The 25,565-nt window shown below is 48.1% G+C and carries 25 protein-coding genes; 8 read left to right on the top strand and 17 right to left on the bottom strand.

The genetic code is table 11. The annotated features are described in order from the left end of the window. Positions 1–24: 24 nt before the first annotated feature. Together IE163_RS08000 and IE163_RS08005 are read right to left on the bottom strand one after the other, a co-directional pair. Positions 25–1,194 (bottom strand): vWA domain-containing protein, encoded by a 1,170-nt coding sequence (locus IE163_RS08000; protein ID WP_189432035.1) that lies wholly within the window; start codon positions 1,192–1,194, stop codon positions 25–27. After that, positions 1,195–2,040, bottom strand: a complete 846-nt coding sequence (locus IE163_RS08005) for an AAA family ATPase (protein ID WP_189432037.1) — start codon at positions 2,038–2,040, stop codon at positions 1,195–1,197. Positions 2,041–2,154: 114 nt separating this feature from the next. On the opposite strand from IE163_RS08005, the gene cysK reads away from it, so the two are divergent. Beyond that, on the top strand, positions 2,155–3,126 hold the full coding sequence (gene cysK / locus IE163_RS08010) for a cysteine synthase A (RefSeq protein WP_189432039.1): 972 nt from the start codon (positions 2,155–2,157) through the stop codon (positions 3,124–3,126). A 105-nt stretch (positions 3,127–3,231) separates the two neighbouring features. Next, on the top strand, positions 3,232–3,678 hold the full coding sequence (locus IE163_RS08015; RefSeq protein WP_189432042.1) for a hypothetical protein: 447 nt from the start codon (positions 3,232–3,234) through the stop codon (positions 3,676–3,678). A 21-nt stretch (positions 3,679–3,699) separates the two neighbouring features. Here IE163_RS08015 and IE163_RS08020 read toward each other — a convergent pair whose 3' ends face one another. Together IE163_RS08020 and ggt are read right to left on the bottom strand one after the other, a co-directional pair. Further along, positions 3,700–4,440, bottom strand: a complete 741-nt coding sequence (locus IE163_RS08020) for an enoyl-CoA hydratase (RefSeq protein WP_189432044.1) — start codon at positions 4,438–4,440, stop codon at positions 3,700–3,702. Between the two features lie 16 nt (positions 4,441–4,456). Next, a complete protein-coding gene (ggt, locus tag IE163_RS08025) occupies positions 4,457–6,196 on the bottom strand; it encodes a gamma-glutamyltransferase (RefSeq protein WP_189432046.1) in 1,740 nt (579 codons plus the stop codon). 69 nt (positions 6,197–6,265) lie between these two features. Here ggt and rrtA point away from each other — a divergent pair, with 69 nt between their 5' ends. Continuing rightward, positions 6,266–6,844, top strand: coding sequence for a rhombosortase (rrtA, locus tag IE163_RS08030; protein ID WP_189432048.1), 579 nt, complete (start codon positions 6,266–6,268; stop codon positions 6,842–6,844). Here rrtA and IE163_RS08035 read toward each other — a convergent pair. The 5 genes from IE163_RS08035 to IE163_RS08055 are packed head-to-tail and all read right to left on the bottom strand — an operon-like array spanning position 6,822 to position 11,587. Continuing rightward, the gene (locus IE163_RS08035) at positions 6,822–7,550 is read right to left on the bottom strand and encodes an ElyC/SanA/YdcF family protein (protein WP_189432050.1); all 729 of its coding nucleotides are present in this window, start codon (positions 7,548–7,550) and stop codon (positions 6,822–6,824) included. The two genes, rrtA and IE163_RS08035, sit on opposite strands and share 23 nt — an antisense overlap. Beyond that, complete coding sequence (locus IE163_RS08040; protein WP_189432052.1) at positions 7,534–8,880, bottom strand: hypothetical protein; 1,347 nt, start codon at positions 8,878–8,880, stop codon at positions 7,534–7,536. The genes IE163_RS08035 and IE163_RS08040 overlap by 17 nt, the downstream gene beginning before the upstream one ends. Next, positions 8,880–9,773: a glycosyltransferase gene (locus IE163_RS08045; RefSeq protein WP_189432054.1), complete on the bottom strand. Its 894-nt coding sequence runs from the start codon at positions 9,771–9,773 to the stop codon at positions 8,880–8,882. Before IE163_RS08045 ends, IE163_RS08040 begins: the two co-directional genes overlap by 1 nt. A gap of 10 nt (positions 9,774–9,783) precedes the next feature. Continuing rightward, positions 9,784–10,530 carry a WecB/TagA/CpsF family glycosyltransferase gene (locus IE163_RS08050; protein ID WP_189432056.1) on the bottom strand — a complete coding sequence of 249 codons (747 nt, stop codon included), beginning with the start codon at positions 10,528–10,530 and terminating at the stop codon, positions 9,784–9,786. Continuing rightward, the gene (locus IE163_RS08055; RefSeq protein ID WP_229833487.1) at positions 10,508–11,587 is read right to left on the bottom strand and encodes a glycosyltransferase family 4 protein; all 1,080 of its coding nucleotides are present in this window, start codon (positions 11,585–11,587) and stop codon (positions 10,508–10,510) included. Before IE163_RS08055 ends, IE163_RS08050 begins: the two co-directional genes overlap by 23 nt. 178 nt (positions 11,588–11,765) lie before the next feature. Here IE163_RS08055 and wecA point away from each other — a divergent pair, with 178 nt between their 5' ends. From wecA to IE163_RS08070, 3 genes are read left to right on the top strand one after another with little or no spacing between them, the layout of a single operon-like run. Continuing rightward, the gene (gene wecA, locus IE163_RS08060; RefSeq protein ID WP_189432058.1) at positions 11,766–12,824 is read left to right on the top strand and encodes a UDP-N-acetylglucosamine--undecaprenyl-phosphate N-acetylglucosaminephosphotransferase; all 1,059 of its coding nucleotides are present in this window, start codon (positions 11,766–11,768) and stop codon (positions 12,822–12,824) included. Continuing rightward, entirely contained in the window at positions 12,824–14,158 is a 1,335-nt protein-coding gene (locus IE163_RS08065) for a flippase (RefSeq protein ID WP_189432060.1), read from the top strand. Before wecA ends, IE163_RS08065 begins: the two co-directional genes overlap by 1 nt. Continuing rightward, positions 14,158–15,321, top strand: a complete 1,164-nt coding sequence (locus IE163_RS08070) for a polysaccharide pyruvyl transferase family protein (RefSeq protein ID WP_189432062.1) — start codon at positions 14,158–14,160, stop codon at positions 15,319–15,321. The genes IE163_RS08065 and IE163_RS08070 overlap by 1 nt, the downstream gene beginning before the upstream one ends. Positions 15,322–15,378: 57 nt before the next feature. On the opposite strand, the gene IE163_RS08075 is transcribed toward IE163_RS08070, so the two are convergent. From IE163_RS08075 to IE163_RS08110, 8 genes are all read right to left on the bottom strand, one after another. Then, positions 15,379–15,681, bottom strand: a complete 303-nt coding sequence (locus tag IE163_RS08075) for a DUF6482 family protein (protein WP_189432064.1) — start codon at positions 15,679–15,681, stop codon at positions 15,379–15,381. Between the two features lie 105 nt (positions 15,682–15,786). Then, a complete protein-coding gene (locus tag IE163_RS08080; protein WP_189432066.1) occupies positions 15,787–16,230 on the bottom strand; it encodes a nuclear transport factor 2 family protein in 444 nt (147 codons plus the stop codon). A 161-nt stretch (positions 16,231–16,391) separates the two neighbouring features. Continuing rightward, the gene (locus IE163_RS08085; RefSeq protein ID WP_189432068.1) at positions 16,392–17,150 is read right to left on the bottom strand and encodes an SDR family oxidoreductase; all 759 of its coding nucleotides are present in this window, start codon (positions 17,148–17,150) and stop codon (positions 16,392–16,394) included. 218 nt (positions 17,151–17,368) lie between these two features. Continuing rightward, positions 17,369–18,262, bottom strand: a complete 894-nt coding sequence (gene mmsB, locus IE163_RS08090; protein WP_189432070.1) for a 3-hydroxyisobutyrate dehydrogenase — start codon at positions 18,260–18,262, stop codon at positions 17,369–17,371. Positions 18,263–18,267: 5 nt separating this feature from the next. Further along, positions 18,268–19,416 (bottom strand): enoyl-CoA hydratase/isomerase family protein, encoded by a 1,149-nt coding sequence (locus IE163_RS08095; RefSeq protein ID WP_189432072.1) that lies wholly within the window; start codon positions 19,414–19,416, stop codon positions 18,268–18,270. Positions 19,417–19,507: 91 nt separating this feature from the next. Continuing rightward, positions 19,508–20,665 carry an acyl-CoA dehydrogenase family protein gene (locus IE163_RS08100; RefSeq protein WP_189432074.1) on the bottom strand — a complete coding sequence of 386 codons (1,158 nt, stop codon included), beginning with the start codon at positions 20,663–20,665 and terminating at the stop codon, positions 19,508–19,510. Positions 20,666–20,801: 136 nt separating this feature from the next. After that, complete coding sequence (locus IE163_RS08105) at positions 20,802–22,298, bottom strand: CoA-acylating methylmalonate-semialdehyde dehydrogenase (protein WP_189432076.1); 1,497 nt, start codon at positions 22,296–22,298, stop codon at positions 20,802–20,804. 194 nt (positions 22,299–22,492) lie between these two features. Further along, positions 22,493–23,677: a thiolase family protein gene (locus tag IE163_RS08110; protein WP_189432079.1), complete on the bottom strand. Its 1,185-nt coding sequence runs from the start codon at positions 23,675–23,677 to the stop codon at positions 22,493–22,495. Between the two features lie 264 nt (positions 23,678–23,941). Between IE163_RS08110 and IE163_RS08115 the strand changes: the two genes are divergently transcribed. Continuing rightward, positions 23,942–24,352, top strand: a complete 411-nt coding sequence (locus IE163_RS08115; protein ID WP_189432081.1) for a MerR family transcriptional regulator — start codon at positions 23,942–23,944, stop codon at positions 24,350–24,352. Between the two features lie 43 nt (positions 24,353–24,395). Further along, positions 24,396–25,565 carry an isovaleryl-CoA dehydrogenase gene (locus IE163_RS08120; protein WP_189432083.1) on the top strand — a complete coding sequence of 390 codons (1,170 nt, stop codon included), beginning with the start codon at positions 24,396–24,398 and terminating at the stop codon, positions 25,563–25,565.

Raw genomic sequence — 25,565 nt, forward strand, 5'->3', positions numbered from 1 at the left:
GGTACCGGAGTTGGGTCTGACCAGTTAGCTGGTTAAGGTTTTGATGGCGTTGCTTAAACCGTCTAACGTTAGCGGGTACATGCGCTTTTGCATAATCTGCTGGATAATACTAATTGAATGATAATGTTGCCACCACTGTACAGGCTGCGGATTAAGCCATACTGCTTTGGGAAATTGCGCTAATAAACGTTCCAACCATACCCGGCCTGGCTCCTGATTCCAATGTTCTACACTGCCGCCAGGGTAATCAATCTCGTACGGGCCCATGGTGGCATCGCCAACAAAAATTAGCTTATAGTCACTGCCATAGGTATGCAACACATCTTGCAACGCGGTTTGCTCGGTATAGCGGCGTTGATTATTGCGCCAAACCCCTTCATACACACAATTATGAAAATAATAGAACTCCAGATGCTTAAATTCGGTTTTAACCGCTGCAAAGAGTTGTTGGCATAATTCGATATGATCGTCCATCGAGCCGCCAACATCAAAAAACATCAGCACCTTTACTGCATTATGCCTTTCCGGTACAAAACGTAAATCCAGATAGCCTTGCTCTGAGGTTGCCTGAATAGTGCCGGTTAAATCCAGCTCTGTGGCCGCACCACTGCGGGCAAAACGCCTAAGTTGCCGCAGCGCCAACTTGATACTGCGGTTATTTAGCTCGCTATTAGTGTCTAAATCTTTAAATTCCCGCTTATCCCATACTTTAACGGCTCGGCGCGCCCCGCTGCCCTGCTGGCCAATACGCACCCCTTCGGGATTAAACCCATAGGCGCCAAATGGCGAAGTGCCACCGGTACCCACCCATTTATTGCCGCCGGCGTGGCGTTTTTGCTGCTCAGCTAAACGCTCACGCAATTGTTTAAGCAATTCTTCTAAACTACCTAAGCCCTTTAGCGCGGCTTTATCTTCCTCTGACAACGTGCGGATAAGATCCGGCATAAGCCAATCATCAGGAATACGGCTGGCTAAATCCACCTCGGCGACGCCGGCAAAATAGTCAGCAAAGGCCCGGTCAAACTTATCATACTGACTTTCATCTTTTACCAGGATCAGGCGCGATAAATGATAGAAAGCCTCGGTATCAGCAAACACCACGTGTTGCTGCAACGCCTTTAATAAGTCCAGTAATTCGGTGATACTGCTTTTCAGGCCGTATTTACGCAGCATAAAAAAGAAATCAACCAGCATTTAGCGTCCTTGCCGCTTAGCAATAAAAGCCAGCTTTTCTACCAGTTGTACATCCTGCTCGTTTTTCAGCAAGGCGCCAAACATCGGCATTAAACCGCCTTGTTGTTGCTGTTGTTGCAATACTTCCGGTGGGATTTGCTCCGCAAGCAGCAGTTTTAGCCAATCCAGTAATTCCGAGGTAGAGGGCTTTTTCTTTAAACCCGGTAACTCACGCAGCTCAAAGAATATCTCTAAGGCCGTGCTTAGCAGCTGCTGGCGAATTTGTGGAAAGTGCACCTCAACAATTTGCCTAAGCACCTCAGCATCCGGAAAGCGGATATAGTGGAAAAAGCAGCGGCGTAAAAAGGCATCTGGCAGAGCTTTCTCGTTATTCGAGGTGATGATCACAATAGGTCGCGCCACCGCAATAATTTGTTCGCCGGTTTCATGCACATAAAAACGCATCTGATCCAGCTCGTGCAGCAAATCGTTGGGAAATTCAATATCAGCTTTATCAATTTCGTCTATCAGTAGCACAGGCCGCTTCGCAGCAGTAAAGGCCTGCCAGAGCTTACCCGGCTTAATATAATTGGCGATATTTTGCACCCGCTCACTACCGAGTTGGCTATCGCGCAGCCGTGATACCGCATCGTACTCATATAAACCATGCTGGGCTTTGGTGGTCGATTTTATATACCATTGGATCAGTTCAGCCCCCAAACTCTGCGCCAATTCCTCGGCCAGCCGGGTTTTACCGGTACCGGGCTCCCCTTTTATCAGTAATGGCTTTTCTAAGGTAACAGCGGCATTAACCGCTAATGCTAACTCCGCAGAGACAATATAATTTTCGGTACTTTGAAACGCCATGTTAAATCCTCAGGCAAAAGTCAAAACAGCTATAACTTATAGCCAAATACTACTTCATTTTTTTACGCAGGTGCGTATGCTTATAACCAATATTATCTAATTCTGGAGTTTTTTATGGCTAATGTCTATGCAGATAACACCTTATCTATCGGTCGTACCCCACTGGTCAAATTAAACCGGGTGGTTAAGGGTGCCAATGTGTATGCCAAAATTGAAGCACGTAATCCAAGCTTTAGTGTAAAGTGCCGTTTAGGTGCCGCGCTGATTTGGGATGCAGAAAAACGCGGTATCTTAACAGCAGATAAAGAATTGGTAGAGCCTACCTCAGGTAACACTGGTATTGCTTTAGCCTTTGTGGCGGCCAGCCGCGGTTACAAACTCACGCTGACCATGCCAGCGACCATGAGCTTAGAGCGCCGTAAACTATTAAAAGCGCTCGGTGCTAACCTGGTACTGACCGAAGGCCCGAAAGGCATGAAAGGTGCGATTGAAAAAGCCAAAGAAATTCAGGCGTCTAATCCGGATAAATACCTTATCTTAGGTCAGTTCGATAACCCAGCCAACCCACAAATTCACTTTGAAACCACTGGTCCAGAAATTTGGAATGACTTAGACGGTCAGGTCGATGTGTTTGTAGCTGGCGTCGGCACCGGCGGCACTATTACCGGTGTTAGCCGTTTTTTTAAACAAGAAAAGCAACATCCTTTAGTCAGCGTCGCGGTTGAACCAGCAGAATCGCCAGTAATTAGCCAGGTTAAAGCCGGTCAGGAAATTAAGCCTGGCCCACACAAAATTCAAGGTATTGGTGCAGGCTTTATTCCAGCAGTTTTAGACGTTGATTTAATTGATCGGGTAGAACAAGTTAGCAGCGACGATGCCATTGCCATGGCGCATCGGTTAATGAAAGAAGAAGGTATTCTGGCCGGTATTTCATCTGGCGCAGCCGTTGTTGCCGCAGCACGACTAGCAGAACTACCTGAATTTGCTGGTAAAAATATTGTGGTTATTTTAGCCAGCGCAGCAGAGCGTTACCTGACCAGCCCACTATTTACCAGTGTATTTACTGAGCAAGAGCTTGAAGCCTAACACAGGCTTAACTGGAAAAGGCTGCATTTAGCAGCCTTTTTCTTTACAGCGACAGCAAAAACAACCACAATTAATGACACCAGCTTCGCTAAAAAGACAGTACTTATGGTTTATGTAAAATATTCGCTGATCGTCTTGCTACTCATTCTTTCGGGATGCGAGCGCAGTACACAAGTCAATGCTCAGTTAGGCTCCCCTGAACATGTTGCCGGCGAGTTTTTTCATGCCATTTATAATGATAAAGATCTCGAAAAAGCGCAAAGCATGAGTACCAAAGAATTTGCCAGTTTGCTTGGCTCTTATGGCACAGCGCGCCAGGCTGGCCGTACGCTTTTTAATATGAATTTTGATAAAGTATTGATTAATGTTAATCGCAGCGGCCGCAATCTGCGTGAGCAATACCATGACAGTGCGAATATTCAGCTTATTTTTGACGGCGAGTTTGACGATAGACGAATTCAAGAAACCAGAACTGTTGTTCTGATCAGGCAACGCGGTAGCTGGTTGGTTAGCGAAGTTCAGGCCGATAAATTTAGCACCAGTATTCGTTAAACCCGGTGCTATTAGAGCCCCTTACTTGTTAAAAAACGCCTGTAATTGCGCTCGACAGGCGTCACTTTGCAATAGCAAGCCAAAATCCACTAACTCTTTATTGATAGTCTGCTGCACCAACTGCTGTTGTGGTGCTTTTAATAAAGCTTTACTACGCTGCACTGCTTCAGCCGGCAAGGCTGCCAGACGTTGTGCTTTACCCGCTGCATAAGCGAGCAGCTCATCGTTAGCAACAATCTCATTCACTAAACCAAAATCAGCCGCTTGCTGGGCACTAAAAGGCTCCGCCAGTAACAAATATTGCGCAGCGCGCTGATATCCAGCGACTTGCGGCAACAATAGGCTGGAAGCCGCCTCTGGACATAAACCTAATAAGGTAAACGGCATTTGGAAACGGCAATCGGCAGTGGCATATACCAAATCGCAATGCAGTAATACCGTAGTCCCAATACCAATAGCTAATCCGGCAACGGCAGCAATTACTGGCTTGGGAAACGCCGACACAGCATAGAGAAACTGCACAACCGGATGCTCGGCATTTAGCTCACCCGCGGCTAAGAAGTCTTTTAAATCATTCCCACTGGTAAAGCACTCTGCACTACCCTGTAACACCACCACCCTGATCTCACCGTCGTGTTGCGCTTGCTGCAGTGCTGCTGTTAGCTGCCGATACATCTGCAAATTCAGCGCATTCTTCTTCTCCGGCCGGTGCATACTCAAGGTGAGTACCCCCCCTTCTACCGCGCTACTTATTTCATTCATGTCTAACTACCTATAATTAAAAACCACTGACTTTACCTTCGCGGCGGGGATCAGCTGCACCTGCTAAACGTTCCCCATCAACAGCGATAGCGTGCAAACCGCTATTTAAGTCCTGTATTCTCACTTCATAGCCAAGGGCTGTTAATTCGCTTTGTAACTCAACTAAAGCCGTACCTTGCTCCAGTGCTAAGTAGTCATTACGATGGGTATGGCGTGGCAAATTCAAGGCTTGCTGTACATCCAACTGCCAGTCCAAAATGGCCACTAAACTCTGCGCCACATAGTTAATAATACGGCTGCCACCTGGAGAGCCTATCACCAGTTTTAAGTTGTTATCAGCATCAAAGACCATGATTGGCGCCATAGAACTACGTGGGCGTTTGCCGCCTTCTACCCTATTGGCTACCCAGAAACCGTTCATTTTTGGCACTAAACTAAAATCGGTTAACTGATTATTCAACAAGTAGCCATTAACCATCACGCCTGAACCAAAGACATTTTCGATACTGGTAGTCATACTCACCGCATTGCCTGCTGCATCCACTACCGACAAATGACTGGTATTCGGAAACTCTATAGCCGGCGCGGCAGACAGCGCTTTTGCCCCAACAGGCTCACCGGGGGTGGCAGTGTTATCATTAGCGCCAATTAAAGCAGCACGTGCTTTAAGGTAATCAGGCGCCAGAAGGCCTGCTACCGGCACGTCGCTAAAGGCCGGATCGGCGATATAGTGATCTCTGTCAGCAAAAGCTAAACGCGCCGCCTGGCTGATTAGATGGATCGAATCAGCACTGTTGGGTTTCATCGTTGCCAATGGAAAATGCTCCAGCATGCCCATCATTTGTAATACCGCAATACCGCCTGAGCTAGGCGGAGCCATACCACAAATTTGGTACACCCGGTAACTAATGCACACCGCATCTTTCTGTTCAGCCTGATAGCTGGCTAAATCTGTCAGGGTTAGTCGGCCTGGATTTATCGCCGCCTGCTGTACCGCATTCACTATAGCTTGTGCATTAGCCCCTTCATAGAACGCACTAACGCCCTCTTTTGCTATTTGCTTTAAGATGGCGGCATATTCCGGGTTTTTTAACAAAGCACCTGCAGCCAAAGGCTGGCCGCCGGGATAGTAAAATTCTTTGGCCGGTGCCAGCTGCGTTAGTCCTTGATTCCATCCCAAAGCCAATTGCTTTGCCATTCGCTCTGTAACCGGAAAGCCTTGCTCTGCCAGCATAATGGCATCGCTGAATAAGGCTTCCCACGGCAACTTACCATAGCGCTGATGCGCATCCGCCAGCGCGCGCAGTACCCCCGGCACACCTACCGACTTACCACCCACGTAAGCTTCTCGCCAATTCATTACTTTATCGTTATCGACAAATAAATCCGGGCCCGCTGCTGCAGGCGCTGTTTCCCGGCCATCAAAAGTGGTTAAGGCTTGATTACTCGCTTGCCAATGAATAATAAAAGCACCACCGCCAATGCCCGAGCTTTGTGGCTCAACCAAGCCCAAAACCAGCTGGGTGGCGATAGCCGCATCAATGGCGCTACCACCCGCTTGCAAAATACGCTGTCCGGTATCGGAAGCCAGCGGGTTTGCAGCCGCAACCATCGCATTGGGAAACACCGTAAGCTGCTGCTGCGTAATACCCGTAGCCGCCTCGGGCTCGCGGGTTTCCTGGGGTGAAGCGGCAAATAGTGAAGATGAAACGCTGGCTACCACTAAATAGCTAGCACAAAGAAGATATCTTTTCATTGCAGGGACTTTCCTTATAATAGCGCTCTTACACCCTAACCAGTTACTACAATAAGATCAACCAACACTATGCTAAGTGTATCAATTAAACCTTATTTACCTTATCTGTTACTAGGGGTGATAACCAGTATCCTGTTTTGGAGTCCGGATACGGTAAAGCTAACACTAGAATACAACCGTTCCGCCTTAGCTAACGGTGAGCTGTGGCGACTCTTCAGCGGCCATCTTTTACATAGCAATTTATACCATCTGCTGCTCAATCTGGCCGGACTTTTGGTGATTATGCTATTGCATGCGCCGCTACCTCACCGGTTAAACCTTGGCTGGCAAATCCTGATATTGGGTCTTGCGACCAGCCTTGGCTTATGGCTTTTCTCCCATCAAATTGACCTCTATGTAGGGCTATCTGGTGTGTTACATGGCATCTTATGCTTCGGGGCCGTACTGGATATCCGGCAGGGGTATCGCAGTGGCCTGCTTATTCTGCTGGGTGTCGCCGCTAAACTCGCTTTCGAGCAATATGCCGGGCCAGATGCTGAGCTTGCGGCAAAAATTGCCGCTGAAGTCGCCATAGATGCCCACCTTTATGGGGCCATCAGTGGTGTCTTGCTTGGGCTGCTACTGTTTAATCGGACGCCGCGCCGGTAAGGCGCTCCCCACCCAGGCGATATACCGCATAACTGCTAAACTCAGCCATAAGCTTACTGTAAAAGTCTAAGTTGGTTAAATTAACCGTAAACATACAGTTTAAACCGCAGTTTACGGCACGAAAGGTTTGGGTGCTAGCCGCCCCTATCGTAGCATTGAACTGGTACTCTGCTACCAGTTTACTTACCCGCCAACTGTGAAAATCACTGGTGATAAAGCGCAGAGACTGAGTCTTGTCCAGACGCATAGCCAGGCTGGAAAATTCTTGATAGGTATTATCTCCTGCATCATAACAATCTACCGCAAGCTGGGTTACACGCTGCTGCAAATAGTCTACGTAAGGTTGGCAGTAACGTGTGGTAATTAATACCGTTGCTGGCAAGTCAGCATTACTGCGCTGCGCCAGCTCTTTACTTAGCTGCTGTAACCTTGCGGTAGCGCAGGCCGGCAACTGCTGTGCCGAGCCACCACAACCTAACACCACATAAAGTACAGGATCGGACTGCAACGGCTGTATCAGACGTTGTTGCGTTGTATTACTGATGTACCAATGCCGCACCTGATTAGCAATAAAGGTGTTGCCCATCAGATAATAAAAAACCAGGAGTAACCATAACCCTTTCTTGCGATAGCAAATACACGCCAGTAGTAAGCCGTATAACAGGATATTGTGAGGATATAAAAAAGGCTCAAGCAGATCTTTCATATGCATTTTCCTCAACTGCGGCGGCATTGTTTAACCCAGTAACAGGCTGCTGCGACGCCGCCAGCACACTTTGCGCCACCACGGCAGCATTAACGACTGCCCAAGGGAGCCACAACATCCCCGATGTCAGTACATGACCCGCCAGTAACGACACCAGCAAAAGCAATACATTTAACAACAATACCGGCGCCGCGGCACTGCTGCTGGCCAAACGGCTGCCGGCTAACAGTAAAATTCGCCAGAAACTTAAGGCATAAAGTAACACGCCCGCTAAACCATAAAACAGCAAGAGGTCAAATAAATCCAGCTCAATAAAATACTTTTTCAGCAGTAAACGTACCCCGCCCTGACCCACACCAAACAGTTGCAACCATTCTGGGTAGCGTTCTGACACTGCCGTAAAATTACGCAGAAGATAGTAATCACGCGAGGATAAAATAATGCCCGCCAGCCCGCGTTGCTGATAGGAGAAAAGCAATTTATCGTAAATACCTACCCACTGTAACACGCTGGTAAAGTTGAAAAGCACCAGCAGCATGATACTAAGCAGCACCAGAGTTAATAGCCACAAGCGGCGCCGATAGTGTTGATAAAGATAGCGATAATAATGGCGTGGCGTTAACAGTAGCGGAATAAAAACGACCAGTAGCATGGTACCAAACAGCCCGGTTTTGGTTAACATTAACCCGGCCATCAGCAAGGACGCGATACTTATTAGCGGATAACACCAACGCTTTACTTGCCAGGCACGTAGCAATAACCAGCAACTCAACACCAACAACAGCGCCGACAATTCATTGGTAGAGATAAAAAAGCCTTTAATACCCAGAAACTTTTGTGCAACCTCTTCCATCGGTTGGTAGGCAGTACCGCCATAGCCTGCGAGCCCTAGGCAGAAATTACCCAGTAACAGCAGATAACTGCCAAGCACAAACCAGTCGAGCCACCGTAAAAACGCTATGGGGTTCTGCCTGGCCTGCACGGTAAAATAGGCAAGCGCCAGCAACAGCGCGCCAGACTTCGCGATAAGTTGCAGGTCGTGCCATAAGAAGTGCTGCCCCGTTAACCAACTCACATACAAGGGTCCGAGCAGCATAAACAACATCAAGCCCAGAGGCGCAAGTAATTGTTTTTGGCAAAGCTGCCAACCCCGCACCGTAATGCCAGCCAGTAGCACGGCTTTAAATATTGCAGCCAAACTGTAACTGGCACCCCAGGTGTGCCAAAGCAGCCCATTTAACCAATCAATTAAAACCACCATAGAGGCCAAAATCAGCAGCACCTGATCTAGCTTGGCACCTTGCAGCCGGAAAGAAGTTAGGGTAATCATTATTTTTTAAACAAACCGCGCAAACCTTTACTGAACAACCTGATACGAAGCTGGCTTAGCCCTGCTAACCGGTGTTTCAAATAATAGCGCCACTTCAACTTTACCAAGCCAAAGCGTGACAAACCGATAAGCTGACGCAAGCTCAGCGGTTGTTGCTGCATAGTTGTCCGGTAAAACATCTGATTTTGCAAGTTACGCTCGCTCATTAGCGGGCGATGCTTGGCCACAAATTGTTGGTGCGCATCCAGTCGTTTTGGTGAGTTAGTAATGCGCCCCAATTCATGGCCAACATTCACTTTATAACTGGCATCGGCAATCCGCAGTGCCGGACCAAACGCCTGGACCACCCGCACCCACATATCATAATCCTGAAAGGCGGCCAGTGACGTATCAAAACCACCAAGTTGTAACATTCGTTCGCGTTTTACCAGTGCCTGATTCGATAGAGTATGCAGATCCAATAATTCCGACAAACTCACCGCCCGCCGCTCCGCAAATAACGTTTTCTTTACTGAACCATAATCCCAGATATAGGCAGAACAGACACAGCTGTACTTATCATCATAGGCGGCATAAAGGCTGCTTAAGCGATGCGGTAAAAACTCATCGTCATCATCCAGGCCGGTAACAAAATCACCCTGTGCTTCTGCCATAGCCCGATTACGGGCTGCACAGGCGCCTTGTCCGCTGTCCTGGCGTAAAATTTTTATCCTACTGTCACTGCCATAACGTGCCGTTAAAACCTCAATAGTGTCGTCTTTTGAGGCGTCATCGACCACTATTAGTTCAAAGTTCGGATAATCCTGTGCCAATACCGAGTCAATAGCCCGACACGCCATCTGGGCGCGGTTATAGGTTGGCATATAAACACTGATTAACGGGTATTGCGACATCCTGCCATCCTTATATTTTGCCAGTAAGATACCACCACAGGTATCTGAAGAGTCTTAGTTGCCGACCAATACGGCTGGGTTGCAGCACCAGGCGATACGCCCACTCCAGGTTTAATTTACACCAGAGATCAGGTGCTCGTTTTACATTACCGGTAAAGACATCATAGGTACCACCAACGCCCATGTAAAAACAATCTGGGTGCTGTGCCTGGATGCGCTGAATTAACAACTCTTGCTTTGGTGAGCCCATGGCAACACTGACAAAACGAGCGCCACTTTGCTGTATTGCCTGAATTAATTCCGCTTCATCCTGAAAATAACCGTCTGTGGCGCCAACTACTTTAGTACCCTGAGCTAACAATTTGGCCTTGGTTTGAGCTAGCACCTCGGGCTTAGCACCTACCAGATACACCGGCACCTGATATTTGGCAGCCCGCAGCATCAGCGCTTGCCAGAGTTCACAGCCAGGAATACGCTCTACCCGGCGTTTTAAGCGCTTACGCATCACTTTTACCACACCGATACCGTCGGCGTAGCGAATATCCGCCTGACTAATCACTTGCAAGATGGCCGGGTTCTCCATTGCGGTTAAGATTTTCTCCGGATTAATCGCAATAGCCGAACCGGCGAATACTGTACCGTCTTCATGCAAAATAAAGGCAAGTAGCTGTGCCATATCGGTAAAGGCGGATACCTCGACCGGTCCAATCGCTACCTTTGAAACAGCCGCTAAGCTATGTTGTGCTGTGTTGGTCATTATCTAAATCCTGATAAAGTTGACGCAGGCGGCTTACCACCTTGGGCAGTAACACCGGCTCAGCTTGCTGACGACAGGCTTGCTGCATCACCGCATACTGGTCTGCCGACAGCGTCAGTAATTGCGTAATATGCTGCGCTAGTTGCTGGATTAACTCTGGCTCACTTTGCTGCTGGCTAATACGATAACCGGTAACAGCGGGCAGCACCTGGGCCTGAGAACCGTCGGTTTCGGTTGCAATCACTGGCGTATAGCATGCCATGGCCTCCGCCATGACCAGCCCAAAGGACTCATTGCGCGATAAGCTTATAAAACAGCGGGCACGCTGGTAGAGTGCTTGCAATTGCGCCGGTGATTGTGCGCCTAACAGCTGCAAATGACTGACACCTTGTGCTGCTTTTGTAAGGGCCTCCTGCCACGGACCTGTGCCAGCAACGACGATACGATACGGGCTTAATTCAGCTAACAGCGCGATTAACCTATCCATCCCTTTATTTTTATCCAGCGTGCCGACATACAAGATATCGATATCTTTTTCTGCCAACGGCACACACTTAGTGGCAGCATAGCGCCCTTGGATCCCTGCCGACAACACCTGCTGCTGCGCAGGTGTGAAAAAAAATTGTTGGCTTAAACGCTCGCTGGTAAAAACCCAGGCCTGCACCTGCTTAGCACACCAGCGGTACAGCCTACCCGGTGGTTGATAATGGTAAATATCGCTGCCATGACAGGTCACAACAATCTTAACCCGGCGATTCCGTAAAACACGATACAGCAGCGCCAGATAAATGGTCGGATAGAAAAAATGTACATGAATAAGCTGATAGCGCTGACGGCAGAAAATAAAGCGCCAAAGAAAATCCAATAAAAACACCGGATATTTCAATAGTCTGTTCAGCAAAGAGTCACCATGCCAACGCATATAATGGTAATCAGCGGTTTGCCCCTGAGCGTTAAGCTCAGTAACCTGACTGGCTACAAACTGGCCCTGAAATGGCGCCGAGGCTTTTGGCCCCATATTAGTGATAATTAGCACTTTGCGATCGGTACTGGCCACGTTAACAAGACACTCCTGTGAAAAACGGCGGTAATTTGGTTAAAAAGACACTATTTATAAACTATTAGCGTTAGCCAGTCGTTTATTCTGTCAGTTCGCATTATTATTACAACAAGTTTCAGCTGACGCCCGGCTGAATAAGCGCCAGATAGGCAAAATTGATAAAAATGAATCCGTTATGACATCGCAATTGCTATTAATACTCTCAGCTTTTGGATTTTGCCTGCTGGCAATTCTCCTCTTTTATCCGTTATCGCAGCGTATTGGGTTAGTGGATATCCCCAAAGGACGCAAACAACATCAGGGAGCGATCCCGTTGATTGGCGGCTTATCTGTGTTCAGTGGCCTAGCCGTCGCACTGGCAATCTTTGCTCCGGAAGCCCTCAGCCCGGCGTATTACTTAGCATTAGCCGGCAGCATAGTGATCCTCGGTGCTTTTGATGATTATCTGGATCTTAGCGTTAAATTACGTTTAGCGATACAGCTCGCCGTCGGTTTAGGTATGGTGTACGCGCTGGATTTGCACCTGGCAAGCCTGGGGAATTTATTTGGCCTTGGCGAAGTTACACTGGGAGTGCTCGGTATCCCCATCACCCTGATTGCCGTTATCGCAGCGATTAATGCCTTTAATATGACCGACGGCATTGATGGCCTGGCAGGGATGCTAAGTTTAGTCAGTTTTGTCAGTATAGCTGGCTTTATGCTGCTCTGGGGGCAACCAGAGCAAGCGTTACTGCCAATGACGCTGATTTGCGCTTTACTGCCTTATTTAGCTTTTAATTTGCATTTAGTGCCGGGTAAAAAAATCTTTATGGGCGATGCCGGCAGTATGTTGATTGGTTTATCGGTAATTTGGTTACTGATTATTGGCACCCAAAGTGAAACAGCCAGCTTCCGGCCAGTCACGGCTTTGTGGCTGATTGCCATTCCATTAATGGATATGGTGGCGATTATGCTCAGACGCATCTTAAAGGGGCAATCGCCTTTTCAGGCCGATCGCGAGCATTTACACCATATTTCGCTACGTTTGGGTTTAGATTCACGCGAGTCTCTCACGTTAATAACAGCATTAGCCTGCATTTTTGCCTGTATCGGCGTAATTGGTGAATATCTGATGATCCCGGATATTGTGATGTTGCTGCTCTTTGTGCTGGTGTTTGCCGGCTATATCCTGCTGCTGCAAAATATCTGGCGCATCCTGTCGCACTTGCGTCGCCGCCTGCCCCGGAGACGCTAATGAAATTACTTAAAAAACTGCTAATGGCACGTGCTACGGCCATGCTGGGCGACAAATTAGTCAAACTGGCCGCCGGTGCCATTCTCACCGTATTTGTCGCGCGGATGCTCGGTGCCAGTGAGCTGGGTATTTACTCTATTGTTATGGCTTGGAGTGCCTTTCTGGTGCCTTTAACCAGTATGGGCCTGAATAACCTGGTAGTACGGCAAATGACTAAATTGCCCACCGGGCAAGAAGCCATGACCATGTTATATACCGCCGTCAGTATCCGGCTGGGACTGGGGCTGCTCGGCGGTGGCTTGATGCTGGGTATCTTTTATCTGCTTAATCCGCAGCTATTTAGTGGGCACCTAAGCTATGCCATTCCGCTACTCTTTGTGCTGCAGGCATTTTTTGGCTTTCTGTTATTTGAGTTCTACTTAAATTATCAAGGGACTTTCCGCAGCCCTGCCTATGCCAAATCGTTGATTACATTGGTAAGCTTTGCTTTTAAACTGTGGCTACTTTATCTAGGTTTTGGTATTGCCAGCTTATTACTGCTCACGGCGCTAGAGTTTTTGATTGTGGGTCTAGCCCAATACCTCATTTATCGCTCTAAACATCAACCTTTTAAAGAAGATGAGCAGCGTTGGCCTGGCTATAGCCCGCGTTATTTTAGCTTAAGCCATAGCAAGATATTACTAAAACGCTCAGCATGGCTTTGGGTTTCTGGCATTGTGTCGGTGATTTATCTAAAAATAGACATCGTCATGCTGGGCAGTATTGCGGGCACTGAACAAGCCGGTATTTATGCCGCTGCCAGCCGCCTTTCAGAGTTATGGTATGTATTTCCCGCGACCTTAGCCGTGCGCTATTACCCGGATATGCTAAAAGCTTATGAAAAAAGCTGGGATGGCTACTTATTAAAGCTACGCCGTTTTGCACTAATGTTTTTTAGTGCTGCGCTGGCAATAGCGATAGTCATGAGCCTAACTGCTGAGTGGATCATTTTGCTGCTGTTTGGTGAAGGCTTTAACGCCGCCATAACGGTACTGCGTATCCATATTTGGGCTGGCTGTTTTATTTTTGTACGTTACTTAATTAGTCAGCACTTGGTCATTACTGAACAAGAGCCATTATCGTTATTTAGCCATGGCATGGGCGCGTTGATAAACGTTGTACTTAATCTCTGGTGGATCCCTGAATACGGCATCGTTGGCGCCGCTTGGGCGACCTTAATTTCTTATGCTTATGCTTCATTCTTCTTCTTATTTTTTGCCAAGAGCACCCGCAGTCAGTTATGGCAACTGCTAAAGGTTAAACGCGCGGCACAGACTCATAACGGAAATCACTGATGACTAAACCTTATTTTGTAGAAATTAAAGGCGTACAGTTTCGCAACAAAGGCGCCTACCTGATGTTATTAGCCTGCTTACAGGGCTTAAAAGCAAAAGACAAAGCCTTTGAACTGGTACTATCACCCGGTCCTAACTTACCTTACCCTGAGCGAGCCCGGCATGGTGCCTGGCAAAAGCTGGCGTTTCGGCGCAAAGGCCTAGACCTTACCGGTATGCTCGGTAAATTACCTGCTGCCTTACGTGGGCTATTTAAGCGCTACGGTATGGTTACTGAGCGCGATGTTGATCTGATACTGGAAGCCAGTGGTTTTGCTTATGGCGATCAATGGCCACTGGCTTTTTTACAAAATACCGCCAAAGAAGTGGTGCGTTTTAACAAAGCTGGCAAAGCCTTTATCTTTATGCCACAAGCCTTTGGCCCTTTTACGTCAAAAGCCAGCAAAGCCGCTATGCGCGATATTATTAGCCATGCCCGGCTGATTTTCGTCCGCGATCCGGTGTCGTTAGCTCACTTACAAAGTTGTGTTGATGTGTTACCCGAGCACGTGATTTTAACGCCTGACTTTACCGTTGGTTTAAGCCCATTAGCGAACAGCGAAGTGCCCGAGTTAAGCATGCCGTTCGCGGCGCTAATTCCTAACTCCAAAGTGGTCTCAAAGTACAATCATGCCAATGCAGAGGCTATGCGTCAGCAATACGTCGCCGCTTTTGCCGCTGCTGCCGACTATCTTACCGTGTTGGGAATACAGCCGGTGCTGGTTAATCACGAAGGTAAAGAAGATGCTGAGCTTTGCGCAGAAATAGCCGCATTGTCGCCTTGTGGTTTGGTACAAATTGAAGATCCGTTGGCAGTAAAAGCCTTTATTGGCAAGGCGGAGCTTGCGGTAAGCTCTCGCTTTCATGGCGCAGTTAATGCGCTAAGCCAAGGGGTGCCCTGTATTGCCACCAGTTGGAGTCATAAATACCATGCGATGATGAGCGATTTTGCGATGGGCGATTTTTGTGTTGAAGAACTCTCTGAAGACAGCTTGCTTGGCGCCCTCGCTGATTTACTCGAGCAAAAAGACACACTCACTGCAGAAGTGAAAACCCGTGCGGCCAGTCTGAAACAGCAAAACCAATTAATGTGGCAACGGCTGTACCGCGCTATTGGCTGGTAAGCCCCTACCGCAGGCACACTAAGGTGCCTGCGGTTTTTCACGGGTAGTTAACGCAACTTAATGCTTGAAGCAAATCGGCAATTTTAAAGTATTGTCGGTTTTTTCCGGCCCACCGCACATTTCATCGTAAGCCGATTGATGCACCAGCCAAGCTTCCCTTACCGTACAATCACTAAGCGATTGCTTCACCTGCTCTACGCTATGAAAACGCTGCGGCTGATTATCATCATTGACAATAAAGCCTTTGCGGCCGTCAAAATCGGCTTCGACCAGATAGAGGCCCATCTCGTAAGAGTGAACCGTTAATTCATCAATACGTACGTCCTGATGATTTAAATGTGCAAGGCGGTGGTGCGGCATAAGATTACTCCAACAAAGGTGTCAAAATAAAGAATGGGAAAAGCCCAGTCACTTACTACCTAAAAGGCTACGCACTAAGTCAGCTACCCGATCTGTAAAAAGCCTTTAATCCGCTAAGCGGGTGGCGTGCCAGTTAACGGCCTGCCACTGACCATTGCGCTTAACAAAGGTACCACTATTTAAAAAACGTAAAGTTTCGGTGTCAGACTGCCCTACTAACGTAAAGGCGATCACAGCAGTGTCACCATAGAGCAAAATTTCTAGCTCTTCGCTGCTATAACGCATACTAATATCTTGGGGCTGTAACTCGCCACGGCTACTGACGCTGGTCATTAATTCCGCTTTGCCAAAACGCTTTCCGGCAGAACTGGTATAAATAAGCTCCTCGGCCCAGTATTTATTATGGATAGCAGGATCGTTACGCGTCGCGCCATCTAAAAACTCACTCAACAATGCGCTAAGCGCAGTTTTATCGTCAGCCAACAACTGGCTCGGCATAAACAACAAGCTCGCTAACAAAAGCGTAGTTAACTTTGCAAAAATAGTCATTAGCAGTTCCTTAATGTTTGCTAAAAAACGCGAGTAAAAGCAGGCTAATCAAAGCTGTTTAATCAAAATCATTTAAAAAGGTCGTTTAAAAAAAGCACCGCAATAAAGACGATCGAGAAAAAAGGCGCCGCAGCGCCTTTTTACACAGCAAGAAATAGCACTTAAAATGCTATACCACCATCAATTTCTACCACCCGGCCGGTAAAAAAATCATTCTCAAAAATGTACTTAGCGGTATGGGCAATCTCGGCGGCTTCGCCCAAGCGCCCTACCGGCTTCATTTTTTCTAACCGCTCACGCGCTTCCGGTTTCATCGCATCGGTCATAGCGGTACGGATCACGCCTGGGGCAATAGCGCCCACCCGAATACTATAACGCCCAAGCTCACGCGCCCAGGTTACCGTCATCGCCACCACACCCGCTTTAGAAGCAGCATAGTTCGTCTGGCCCATATTGCCTGCCCGCGCCACGCTGGACATATTGATAATCACGCCCTTAGTGCCACGCTTAACCATAATAGCCGCCGCTTCACGGCCACAAAGAAACACGCCGGTTAAATTCACATCAATCACCGACTGGAACTGCTGCAATGGCATCTTTGCCACTAACTGGCCATCTTTTACCTTTAACAGCAAACCATCACGCAAAATACCGGCGTTATTAATTAAGCCATCGATACCAGCAAAATCGCTATCAATTTGCGCAAAGGTAGCTTCTACCTGCGCTTCATCCGCCACATTCGCCACATAGGTTTGCACTTTCGTCTGCGCTGATAACTCGCCGGCTGCCGCCGCTAATTGCTCATTATTCATATCAATCAGTGCCAGCTTAGCCCCGGCAGCAGCACACATCCGCGCCATCTCCAGACCCAAGCCCTGGGCACCACCGGTAATGACTATTGTTTTATCTTGTAAATTCATAATAGAACCCGTTAATTTTCTAACTTACTTATGCAGCGATATAGAAAACCCCTGTAAGTAACCTTTAGCTCGAAGATAACACCGCGGCTAACGCGTAAGTACTTTTTTGGCGGAACGTGTTTTTCATGGATGAAAAACAGGAGCCTACAGGGATGTATATACGGCGTGTCCGACAAAAAATGTACGGAGTGTTAGCCGCTCTTTCCGAATACTATGATCTAGTTTTCACTTTTCTCAAAGGCATTGAAAATACTAGAAAAATCCAGCTTGCCATTACCTGCCCGCTGATGCGCCACGTACATATTTCGCGCCAAAGCTCCCAGCGGTGTACTACTGCCACTTTGCAATGCTGCCTCTAGTGCCAGGCCCAAGTCTTTCACCATCAAATCCACCATAAAGCCACCCTGATAGCCATTAGACGACGGCACATTCGGCAATACATCCGGGCACGGGTTATACAGCTCTAGCGTCCAGTTGCGGCCTGAGCTTTTTAGCATAATCTCCGATAACACCTTTGGATCTAAGCCATTATCAATACCCATTTGTAAGGCTTCTGAGGTTCCCACCATCAGAATACTTAACAGCATATTATTGCAAATCTTCGCCACCTGCCCGGCACCAATGGCACCGGCATGAAACAAATTTTTGCCCATATGACTAAGTACCGCTTTCGCGCGCTCAAAATCGCTATCACTGCCACCGACAATAAAGGTCAGGGTACCCGCTTTAGCGCCGCCAACGCCACCAGACACCGGCGCATCGATAAAGGCGATACCTTGCTCAGCTAACGCCGCACCTAATTTACGCGCGCTCTCAGCGTCAATGGTTGAGCAGTCAATCACCAGGGCTTCTTTGCTAATGGCGCCGCTAATGCCCTGCTCGCCAAGATACAAGCTAAGTACATGTTTCGCTGCTGGCAGCATCGAGATCACAAAATCGGCCCCTTGCACCGCATCCGCTGCTGAGCTTGCCACCGCAGCACCTTCTGCTTTCACTTGCGCCAGCGCCGCTACAGAGAGATCAAACACCGTTACCTGATGACCCGCTTTTACCAAATTGATGGCCATAGGGCCACCCATATTGCCCAAACCAATAAAGGCTACCTTTGTCATTATTATTATCCTTTTAGCTTACCCAGTTCACGAAGTGGATGTTGCTCGGCAGACCAGGGCGAGCTGAATAGCTCCGTTACGACATCGGCTGGTACACTTGCAACGTCCGGATATAACCATTTTGGTTGTAAATCTTTATCAATCAGTAACGCCCTGACGCCTTCCTGAAACTCGCCTAATTTGGCACATTGCACACTAAGCCCCAGTTCTAAACGGAAGCTGTCGGCCAGAATTTTGCTTTGCCCCAATTGCAATAAGCGGTAAACGATATGGGCGGTAATAGCACTGCCATAACGCAGTGAGTCTTTGGCTTTACTAAGCCATTTATCGTCACCTGCCATCGCCACAATACCTTGCATGACGGCGGCTAAATCAGGTAAGGCGGCCAATTCCGCTATACTGTCCTGATAAGGCCGAATTTGGCTAAGCGGCATTTGTGTGCGGCAGCCTTGCTCTTGCAAACGTAATAAATCAGAAAGTTTCTGATGATTAAGGGCTACGGTATCGCCCCATTTCACGGTAAGTAGCTTATCGATAACCTGTGCTTTTTGCTCATGGCAAATAAACACATCGGCTAAACCAATAAAGCGGGCATCAGCGGCATTAATAGAGGCGCCGGTTAACCCTAAAAACAATCCACAGCCGGCAGGCATGCGGTTTAAAAACCAGCTGGCGCCAACATCAGGATAGAGGCCTATCGCCATCTCTGGCATGGCAATACGGCTGCTGGCTGTGACAATTCGGTGCGAGGCACCGGCCATTAAGCCTAACCCCCCCCCCATAACGATACCATTACCCCAGACTAAAACCGGTTTATCGAAGGTATGAATAAGATAATCTAAGGTATATTCTTTGCTGAAAAACTCTTCAACATAGGGCTGGTAAGTACCAGGCTGATCTTTCATAGCCTGATACAGATCACGGATATCACCGCCAGCGCAAAACGCTTTATCGCCCGCACCTTGCAGTAGCACCATGGCAATCTGTGGATCGGCTTTCCAGCGCTGCATTTGCGGCAACAAAGACTCGACCATCGGTAAACTTAGCGCATTAAGTGATTTTTCAGAATTTAACGTAGCAATGGCAATTTTCTTACCATTAGCAGCAGTCAGCTCATCGTAGAGCACCACTGCCGTTGCAGTATTTTCAAGCATTGTTAGTCCTTAGCTGTGGCTGCCAGCTCTGCTTAGCAGCACCTGCCGCCGACATTGCGGCGGCCGAGTTTAACCTTGCTTAGTGACAGTATTATAAAATAGCGCCCGCCGCCTCATCGAGTAAGCGACGTCCAATAATCAACCGCATAATCTCGTTAGTGCCTTCCAGTATTTGATGCACCCGCACATCACGGAAATGCCGCTCTAGTGGATACTCTTTAATATAACCATAGCCACCGTGCAATTGCAGCGCTTGATCGCAAACACTAAAGCCAACATCGGTCGCAAAACGTTTCGCCATCGCACAATAGGCCGTTGCTTCTGGATCCTGCGTATCCAATTTAAAGGCAGCTAAACGCACTAATTGCCTTGCTGCCACCAATTCGGTCGCCATATCAGCCAGTTTAAACTGCAATGCCTGAAAGGCAGCCAGCGGCTTACCAAATTGCTGCCGCTCCAACATATAATTGCGGGCAGTATTCAGTGCCTGCTGCGCAGTGCCAATTGAGCAGGTGGCAATATTAATACGGCCGCCATCTAAGCCTTTCATGGCAAAACTAAACCCCTGCCCTTCGCTGCCTAACAAGGCACTGGCGGGAATACGCACGTCTTCAAAAGTCACCAAGCGGGTCGGCTGGGCATTCCAACCCATTTTTTCTTCGGCTTTACCGTAAATCACACCTGCAGCATCTGCCGGTACCACAAAGGCAGAAATGCCTTTGGGGCCTGCTTCGCCGGTACGGGCCATTACCACCAGCACTTCGGTAGCGCCAGCACCGGAGATAAACATTTTCGAACCGTTTAAGACATAGCTGTCGCCGTCTTTGCGCGCACTGGTGCGTAAACTGGCAGCATCAGACCCTGAGCCTGGCTCAGTTAAGCAGTAAGAGGCCAGTTTTTCACCTGTTACCAAAGTGGGTAGCCACTCGGTTTTAATCACCTCAGTGCCAAAGCTGGCGATCATCCAGGTAGCCATATTATGGATAGTCAGCATCGCCGTAGTGGCAGTACACCCCATGGCAAGTTGTTCAAAAATAATAGACGAATCGAGCCGGGATAAACCTAAGCCACCAGCGTCTTCGGGGGTATACAGTGAGCAAAAGCCCAGCTCACCGGCTTTTTGAATCACATCTTTCGGAAAATGATGTTCACGATCCCAGCGCGCAGCATGTGGTGCCAGCTCTTGCTCGGCAAATTGACGGGCAACGTCAACAAAGGCCTGTTGATCTTCGGTGAGATTAAAATTCATGTTCAAATTTCCTTTACTACATACTGCAAAGCGGGTTTTCACAAAACGGTGAATAGCAAAACGGGCGACGGCAAAGCTGCAAATTTTTAGGAGTTTGTCTTTACTTTAGCCGCCGCTCGCCTGCCCCTGTCACCGGTTAACGCAGGTTGATTGACATATTGGGGCCTGAGACCGCAATATCATCATCGAACCAACGCGCTGTAATGGTTTTGGTTTCGGTATAAAAGCGTACCGCTTGTTTGCCATAAGCATGCTGATCACCGTAGAAAGACCCCTTCCAACCGGTGAATGAGAAAAATGGCAGTGGCACCGGAATAGGCACGTTAATACCTACCTGACCCACTTCAACATTGTGCTGATACTTACGGGCGGCGGCGCCGCTGGCGGTAAAGATAGCAGTACCATTACCAAAGGGGCTGGAATTGACCAAATCAATGGCTTCTTGCAGCGAGTTAACCGTCATCGTATTGAGCACCGGGCCAAAGATTTCTTGTTTGTAGATTTCCATCTCGGTTGTGACATTACTAAAGACCGTTGGGCCTACCCAATTACCTTTTGGATACCCTTCAACCTCACAGCCTGAGCCATCTAACAAACAAGTAGCGCCTTCTTTTTTGCCCTGTTCGATAAGCGACATAACCCGAGCTTTAGCTTGTGGGCTAATTTGCGGGCCATAAGCGGCATTTGGATTACTGTAATGACCTGGTCCAACTTTACCAATGGCTGCAGCTACCTCTGGGATCCACTCAGCGGCACTGCCGACAAAGACCGCAACGGAAATGGCCATACAACGTTGCCCCGCCGCACCAACTGAAGCGCCGACTAAGGCATTAACCACCTGCTGTTTATTGGCATCCGGCATAATAACCATATGGTTTTTTGCACCCGCGAAGGCTTGCACACGTTTTAAATTGTCGGTACCGGTTTTATAGATATATTGACCCACATTGACCGAACCAACAAAAGAAATGGCTTTAATATCTGGATGATGCAAAATAGCATCCACTTGCTCTTTGGCACCGTGCACCACTTGCAACACGCCTTTTGGTGCGCCCGCTTGCACAAACAACTCGGCCAGTTTGTTTACCGTCATCGGATCTTGCTCTGACGGTTTCAAAATAAAGGTATTACCACAGGCAATCGCCAACGGGAACATCCACAGTGGGATCATCGCAGGGAAGTTAAATGGCGTAATGCCAGCACAAACGCCCAGCGGTTGAATATAGCTGTAGGTGTCGATACTGCGGGCCACGTTCTCAACCGTCTCGCCCATCATTAACGAAGGAATATTAGCCGCCTGCTCGACCACTTCAATACCACGCCACACATCGCCTTTGGCATCTTCAACGGTTTTGCCTAATTCTTCACAAATAATGGCAGCAATATCAGCTTGATGATCTTTTAATAACTGCGCATAGCGCATCATTAAACGGGCACGTTCCGAGACCGGTACTTCTTTCCAGGTTTGAAAAGCGGCTTTAGCAGACGCGATAGCGCGCTGCATTTCGTCTGCTGTGGTACAAGGCACCTGCGCAATAATATCTTGAGTAGCAGGGTTTGTTACGGGAATAAGTTTGTCGCTTGTCGAGTGAACAAATTCACCGTCGATAAAAATTTTAACCTGTTGAGTCATGAGTGTATCTCGTTTGTTAGCTGAGTTTAAACGGTTAGCCGGCCCTTAATATTATTCGTTGTAAGGCCGGCGCCGTTACCGTTATCCATCATCGTTGCTGTCTTTGCAGCATGAGTGATTTTGGATAATTACTCGTCTTTGCGAGCTTTATCGCGCGGCGCTTCTCCCCAACCGCTTTTTTGTTTTACGTGGTACTAAACCAGTTCTACCGCCAGGGCCACACCTTCGCCACCACCAATACACAGTGAGGCAATACCCGTTTTTAAGCCGCGTTGGCGTAACGCATAAATTAACGTCACTAAAATACGGGCACCTGAGGCACCAATAGGATGGCCCAGCGCACAGGCGCCGCCATTGACATTCACTTTACTGGCATCTAAGCCAAGCTCGTTAATCGCCAGCATGGTTACCATGGCGAAGGCTTCATTGATTTCCCATAAATCAACCTGCTCTTTATCCCAACCCGCTTTGGCCAACACTTTTTGCATAGCGCCAACTGGCGCGATGGTGAATAATTCTGGCGCAATAGAATGGGTAGCATGAGCGACAACACGGGCTAAAGGGGTTAATCCCTGAGCTTTAGCGTCCGCTTCACGCATTAATACTAGAGCTGCAGCACCGTCAGAAATGGAGCTTGAGTTAGCGGCAGTAATGGTGCCGTCTTTGGCAAAGGCTGGGCGCAGACCAGGGATTTTTTCTGGTTTGGCATTACCAGGTTGCTCATCAACCTTAAAACTCACCTCGCCTTTACGGGTTTGAAAAGTCACAGGCGTAATTTCTGCTTCAAAAGCACCGCTGTTAATAGCGGCTTGTGCGCGGGTTAAAGATTCAACGGCATAGGCATCCATTTGCTCACGGCTAATGGCTTTTTCGTTTGCGGTATCTTGCGCAAAACAGCCCATGGCTTTGCCATCATAGGCATTTTCCAAGCCATCTAACATCATATGATCTTTAATTTGACCATGGCCCATACGGTAACCTGTGCGCGCTTTGTCCAATAAGTAAGGGGCATTACTCATCGACTCCATGCCGCCAGCAACCACCACGTCAGCACTACCCACTTGTAGTAAATCGGTTGCTAACATTACCGCTTTTAGGCCTGAACCACAGACTTTATTAATGGTAGTAGCACCGGCACTTAAGGGTAAGCCCGCTTTTAAGGTTGCTTGCCGCGCTGGCGCCTGACCTAAGCCTGCGGGGAGCACATTACCCATAATCACTTCATTAACTTGCTCTGGCTTAATACCGGCTGCCGCCACTGCGGCTTTGATCGATGTTGCACCTAATACTGTAGCGTCAACTTCCGTTAAGCCACCGGTAAAACCGCCCATGGCAGTGCGTTTCGCAGCGACAATCACTACCGCGTTTTGCTGACTCATTTTACTCTCCAAAATCGGTATTTATGGCTAATGGCGAAGAGACTACACCAAATTTACGTTTACGCCAACGTCAACATGCTACCACTATGGTATTAACTTGCAAAAAAACGGCTGTTAAATTGTCCTATAATCGGGGGCAACTTGGCATTTTATCTTTACAGAAATGCTAAGTCATCGCCTTGGCCGCCTGAAAGCATGCGCCCCCTGCTTTACCTTTACGTAAACTTCACTTATAGTTGCCAGCACTTAGTTGGAAGGCATGCCATGAAAGAAAAAGACGATAAAACCTACAGCATCAGCGAGCTATCACGGGAGTTTGATATCACTACCCGCAGTATCCGTTTTTACGAAGATCAGGGCTTGCTGACACCGCAACGCAGTGGTCAAACCCGTATCTACAGCAAACGCGATCGGGTACGCCTAAAACTGATTCTTCGCGGCAAACGCTTGGGTTTTAGCCTGGCAGAGACCGGACAGTTGTTTGAGCTATACGATGCCGATAAAAGCAGCGTTACTCAGCTTAATACTATGCTAAAGCTGATTGAACATAAAAAAGCCGAGCTACATCAGCAGTTAGACGATATCAAAGTTGTCTTAATGGAATTAGTGACAGTTGAAAAACGTTGTCGCGAAACCCTTAACGAAGCACAACTACAAAAAACAACATCATCATAAAAATTACACTAATAACGACATAACCAAGCAAAACGGGGTAAGCATGATTAGTACTTATAAAGGCCTTAATTTCGATTTAGGTGAAACCGTCGATATGATCCGCGAGCAGGTCAATGCCTTTGCCCGTGAAGAAATCGCCCCTCGCGCTGCCCAGATCGATCATGACAACGCCTTCCCTAATGATTTATGGCGCAAATTTGGCGATCTTGGCCTGCTAGGTATTACCGTTGATGAAAAGTATGGCGGCTCGGGTTTAGGTTATTTAGAGCATGTTATTGCCATGGAAGAGATCAGCCGCGCCTCGGCTTCGGTAGCCTTATCTTACGGTGCCCACTCTAACCTCTGTGTTAACCAGATTTTCCGCAATGGTACTGAAGCCCAAAAACAAAAGTATTTACCAAAGCTCTGCTCAGGCGAGCATATTGGTGCCCTGGCGATGAGTGAACCTAATGCCGGTTCAGATGTGGTCAGTATGAAACTGCGCGCCGAAAAACAAGGCGATAAGTACATTCTTAACGGCAACAAAATGTGGATCACCAATGGTCCAGATGCCCATACCTATGTAATTTACGCCAAAACCGATGTTAACGCTGGCTCAAAAGGTATTACTGCTTTTATTGTGGAGCGTGGTTTTAAAGGCTTTTCGCAAGCGCAAAAACTCGACAAGCTGGGCATGCGCGGCTCGAATACCTGCGAGTTGGTGTTCGAAGATTGTGAAGTGCCAGCAGAAAACGTATTAGGCGAAGTTGGTCGTGGTGTGCAGGTATTGATGAGCGGCCTGGATTACGAGCGTGTGGTACTAGCGGCGGGCCCACTTGGCATTATGCAAGCGTGTATGGATGTGGTTGTGCCTTATATCCACGATCGTAAGCAATTTGGCCAATCGATTGGTGAATTCCAATTAGTACAAGGCAAAGTAGCCGATATGTATACCCGGATGAATGCGGCACGCTCTTACGTGTATATGGTGGCGAAATCGTGCGATCGCGGTGAAACCACCCGTAAAGATGCCGCTGGCGTTATTTTGTATGCGGCCGAGCTCGCCACACAAATGGCGCTGGATGCTATCCAGTTATTAGGTGGCAATGGCTATATCAACGAATACCCCACCGGCCGCTTATTACGCGATGCCAAGCTGTACGAAATTGGCGCGGGGACCTCTGAAATTCGCCGTATGCTAATTGGCCGCGAGCTGTTTATCGAGTCGAATTAA

It is taken from the genome of Alishewanella longhuensis, from assembly GCF_014653435.1.
Lineage (GTDB): Bacteria > Pseudomonadota > Gammaproteobacteria > Enterobacterales > Alteromonadaceae > Alishewanella > Alishewanella longhuensis.